Origin of the sequence: Dapis hubbardiae BLCC-M172 (assembly GCF_050016015.1) — a bacterium.
GTDB lineage: Bacteria > Cyanobacteriota > Cyanobacteriia > Cyanobacteriales > Microcoleaceae > Trichodesmium.
In genome coordinates this window covers 1-4,010 of sequence record NZ_JBNHEQ010000102.1, presented here as the reverse complement: position 1 = coordinate 4,010, position 4,010 = coordinate 1, and the positions used below count along the sequence as shown (strand labels likewise).

The following is a 4,010-nucleotide window of genomic DNA, read 5'->3' as shown; positions in this document are numbered from 1 at the left end:
GCCCTGTTGTCGAAAAACATTAGCTAAATTATCATAAGCTTGAGCAATTTCAGGTTTAATTTTTATAGCTTGCTGATAAGATTCTACGGCTGCTTCTAACTTGCCCTGTTGTCGAAAAACATTACCTAAATTATAATAAGCTTCAGCATAGTCAGGCTTGAGTTGTAAAGTCTGTTGGTAATGCTCTATCGCTGCATCTAACTTGCCTTTTTGCTCAAATATATTTGCCAAATTACCAATTATTATTGGGCGATATTCTTTTTCTAAATCTTCTTGCTTATCTATACATTCCGGGTGAATTTGTAATATCTGTTTGTATAGTGACTCAGCTTCATCCAATTCACCAGACTGATGCTTTTGTACCGCAATTTGGATCAGGGATTTAATATTTGATTTTGAAAATTCTTTTTTATTCATGGCTATATCAGCATATTTATCTTGTGATACCGTTTTTATGGTGGGAGCAAATCGTAAACAAAATCTTTGCCTACCCCAGAAACTTTTATTATGGCATACATCTTGTACCTAGATTAAAAACCGGGTTTATTGCAAATCTTTTAGCTTCAAGAGCTTGATTTTTCGTTGATAAACCCAGTTTTTTTGGTTTTGTTGAGAATGGTGCAAGATATGACAGGGAGAATACACTAGCTTATCGTCATTTATTTTTTACTTACTTATTAAACTGACAACAAGTAACTCTCTATTTTAAAGGCTCTAAGCCTTTAAAATCCAGGATTTTTATTTATAATCATTAGAGTTGTTGGCATTCCCTCCCAAACGGGAAGAGGTTAAACCACCACGACTCCCTGCCCCTGGGTTAAATCTACTCCTATTACAGAAGCTATCAAATCTGGACCATCAGGCAATAAAGCATAAATATCTGTACCGTCACCTTGGCTAGGATCGATAACTCCATCACCGTTGGCGTCAAAGAAAAGTAGTCCATGTTGCACAGATGGGCTTAAATCGAGACCATCCACACCTGGCTCGAAGTCCAAAATATTTACAAAGTCACCAAAGCCAGCGGTGGCATAAAAAGGGCCATTGGCATCACCAAGCACGTATTGATCCGGAGCACCATCACCAACAGGAAAACCATTAGCATCAATGGTACCACCAATTAGTATATCTTGCTGAGGGCTACCCCCTACCTGATCCCCACCAGCTCCTATAAGGATGTCAGCACCTGTACCTCCAAGGAGAATATCACTGTCGGGACCTCCACTTAGTTGGTCGTTACCGTCTCCCCCATCAAGTTGGTCATTTCCTTGACCTCCATTCACGATATCATTGCCGGCACCCCCGCTTACGAAGTCATCACCAGACTTGCCAAGTAGTACGTCATCCCCGTTTTCCCCAAGAATAGCGTCATTTCCGAAACCCCCATCTATGAGGTCATCCCCCTCACCTCCAAAAAGTTCGTCATCGCCAAAACGTCCAAAAATTCGGTCGTCACCAGCAAGCCCGCTTATAGTAGCATTATTACTGAAACCAAAGGCAAAAAGAAAGTCTCCTCTCTCCGTTCCAGTTTGGGCACCGGCTCCAAGAGCTTCTGATCTTGCCTGAATAGCTTCTGCTTTGGCCTGAACTTCGGCTATCTTAGCCGTAATTTCGTCTAGAATTTCTTGTAGCTCAATAGTCATTTTTTCAACCTCTTAAAGTAAACTTATTTTTTGGATAGGGTAAATCTTTTATTCTTCATCAAAGAAGCACCTACAACATTCTAGGGATTGCGACTCTAATAATTAACAACAGTGATATTAATGATAAGTATAAGATGTCATATGACCCCAGATAGAATTACTATTACCAGTCCTTTTTACTTCCAGAGTAATTTGTGTTTTATGGTCTTGAGTGGAGAATGGACGATGATATATATAACCACCATTATTTTCTCTAAACTCTTCAGCCAAAAACCCTTCTTTTTCCTCTGAAAAGTAGTTTGTCAAAGTAGGCGGATAAAATCCATAAATACTGAGGCTTGGGAATAATAAATTCCTCAAATTGCTAAAATTACGATAGTAGAATAACCCACCCTGAATTTCAATATCACCAATAGTTTCGTAAAAAGATAGGTCACTAATTTTGAATCTTCCCATAACGAATCTGCTGGCTATTTTAGATAATGTTTGTTAAATGAATATTAAATCCATACGTAGGGTTACTTTTGCTAGGGCTAAGCTTCGCTTTATATGTCTTGGAGCGAAACGGCTGTCCCCTACAAAAGTCAACTAACTTTAGTGCTAACCTCCTACAAATAGGAAGTTACCTGAGTTGTACTAGAACTATTTCCTAGTAGCTGAAAGAGACAGCGTTAACGAAGGACTCAGAGTGGTCAGGACCAGTTTGAGTACCAAAGATGATGCTGGTGAATGTGTTGTTACCTTGAGCATCAGAAGAACCTAGTACTTCAGCACCATTTCCATATAAGCCACTCAAGTCAAGATTAACAGTCTTAATGAATATTTCGTTGATATTAACGCTAGCATCTACATTTTTGTCTAATTTGAACTTGCTGTTGATGTTGATTCCTCTTCCACCTAATACTTCAGCTTCAGCAGATTCTAAGTAGTTTAATTCAGAAATAATCATTGTTTTTCTCCTGATTTTTTTTAAAATCTTCAAACAACTTTGCTTTACTTGACATTTTTAATATAACCAGAATAATTAGGGAATGGTTGCCATTTTGGCAGATGTCTTTGAATAAAAATATTGGGTTTTTATAGCTATAGCAATGAGTGCTGGCATATTTACATACTACTTATGTATTCTTGTGTAGCATAATATCTGTTCTGAAACGAAAATTAAAGAAGTTAAATTCTACAGAACGTTTACATATTTGTTTTGGTTCAAAGAAATTATTTAATGCTCAACATAATTTGGCAGAAAACGGATATAAAACCAGGCAGGAATGGGGTTTCGATTAGATTATGCCATAAATAATTTAAAACCAATCACAATTTCTATTTTTCGCAGGGAGCATAAACATGATAATTGGTATGTACATCTTTCTACTTATGTACAAGAAATACCAGTAGTTCATACTAGAAAAAATGGTTGTATAGGTATTGATTTTAATACGGAATCAATTTCAGTTGCTTATGTTAAATGGGATGGCAATATTGAATATTTAGAAGAGATACCTTACCAATGGAAAAATAAAACTACTGGGCAACGACAAGTAACTATGAGAAATATTGTTTGTCAAGTTGTGAAATTAGCAGAGTTTTTTGAATGTGCAATAGCCATTGAGTCTCTGGATTTTACCAAGAAAAAATCCATTGCTCGGAGCGAGGAAAGTAAAGTTTATAATGAGATGCTTGTCTTACTAGCTACGGGAATATTTAGAGAAGCTTTAGAGTCACGTTGTAGAAGATTTGGAGTTGAATTAATCAAAGTCAACCCTGCTTTTACGCTTCGTGATAGGAATGGTTAATTATATGGCTAAATACGGTTTAAACAGTGGCACTGCTGCTGCTTTAGTAATTGGTCGTAGAGCCTTAAAGTTATCAGAAAAAATCCCCAAATGTTTGTTGAGACCAGAGGATGTCAACAAACATGATTGGAGTCATTGGAGGCGAGTTGCTAGCTTTATTAAACTGCATCTTATTCGCCGGACTCAACTTTTTCAATGGAGGAAAGCCCTTGAGGGTATCCTAACCTATAGTTTATGGGCGGAACATGAACTTTCTGTGCAAGTACACATTGAAACGGGTGAGCTACGAAATCATTTGCACCTCACCGATGGCAAATGTCTAGCGCGTGTCTAGTTTTCAAGAAGGTGAACAGGCATCCTGAACATTTTGACCAAGACGCGATCGCGACAGCGAAACGGAGTTCTATCGCGTAATTTATGAAAAATATAGGTCATACAGTCGCTGTAATACTATTATAGATTTGTATGTAGTATGTAAATATACCAGCGCACATTGCTATCTGAAGAAAGAATTAAGCTATTTTCCCAAAGTTTGGTGATGACATTCTGAGCTTGCTATCACCAAACTAGATTA

Annotated in this window: 6 protein-coding genes; 2 read left to right on the top strand and 4 right to left on the bottom strand. The window is 37.5% G+C overall.

The window, feature by feature from the left end:
* The 4 genes from ACP6PK_RS09870 to ACP6PK_RS09855 all read right to left on the bottom strand — a co-directional run.
* Positions 1 to 417 (bottom strand): tetratricopeptide repeat protein (locus ACP6PK_RS09870; RefSeq protein ID WP_426559455.1); only part of this gene is annotated, 417 nt, incomplete at its 3' end.
* 371 nt (positions 418 to 788) lie between these two features.
* Positions 789 to 1,643: a calcium-binding protein gene (locus ACP6PK_RS09865; protein ID WP_426559454.1), complete on the bottom strand. Its 855-nt coding sequence runs from the start codon at positions 1,641 to 1,643 to the stop codon at positions 789 to 791.
* A gap of 117 nt (positions 1,644 to 1,760) precedes the next feature.
* Complete coding sequence (locus ACP6PK_RS09860) at positions 1,761 to 2,099, bottom strand: hypothetical protein (RefSeq protein WP_426559453.1); 339 nt, start codon at positions 2,097 to 2,099, stop codon at positions 1,761 to 1,763.
* A gap of 193 nt (positions 2,100 to 2,292) precedes the next feature.
* On the bottom strand, positions 2,293 to 2,592 hold the full coding sequence (locus ACP6PK_RS09855; RefSeq protein ID WP_426559452.1) for a hypothetical protein: 300 nt from the start codon (positions 2,590 to 2,592) through the stop codon (positions 2,293 to 2,295).
* A gap of 319 nt (positions 2,593 to 2,911) precedes the next feature.
* Here ACP6PK_RS09855 and ACP6PK_RS09850 point away from each other — a divergent pair, with 319 nt between their 5' ends.
* Complete coding sequence (locus ACP6PK_RS09850; protein WP_426559451.1) at positions 2,912 to 3,436, top strand: hypothetical protein; 525 nt, start codon at positions 2,912 to 2,914, stop codon at positions 3,434 to 3,436.
* 4 nt (positions 3,437 to 3,440) lie between these two features.
* Complete coding sequence (locus ACP6PK_RS09845) at positions 3,441 to 3,770, top strand: hypothetical protein (protein ID WP_426559450.1); 330 nt, start codon at positions 3,441 to 3,443, stop codon at positions 3,768 to 3,770.
* Positions 3,771 to 4,010 lie beyond the last annotated feature (240 nt).

Excerpts from the sequence above, each read along its gene's own strand:
- ACP6PK_RS09865 (WP_426559454.1), bottom strand. The coding sequence starts at position 1,643 with ATGACTATTGAGCTACAAGAAATTCTAGACGAAATTACGGCTAAGATA.
- ACP6PK_RS09860 (WP_426559453.1), bottom strand. The coding sequence starts at position 2,099 with ATGGGAAGATTCAAAATTAGTGACCTATCTTTTTACGAAACTATTGGT.
- ACP6PK_RS09855 (WP_426559452.1), bottom strand. The coding sequence starts at position 2,592 with ATGATTATTTCTGAATTAAACTACTTAGAATCTGCTGAAGCTGAAGTA.
- ACP6PK_RS09845 (WP_426559450.1), top strand. The coding sequence starts at position 3,441 with ATGGCTAAATACGGTTTAAACAGTGGCACTGCTGCTGCTTTAGTAATT.
- ACP6PK_RS09850 (WP_426559451.1), top strand. The coding sequence starts at position 2,912 with ATGGGGTTTCGATTAGATTATGCCATAAATAATTTAAAACCAATCACA.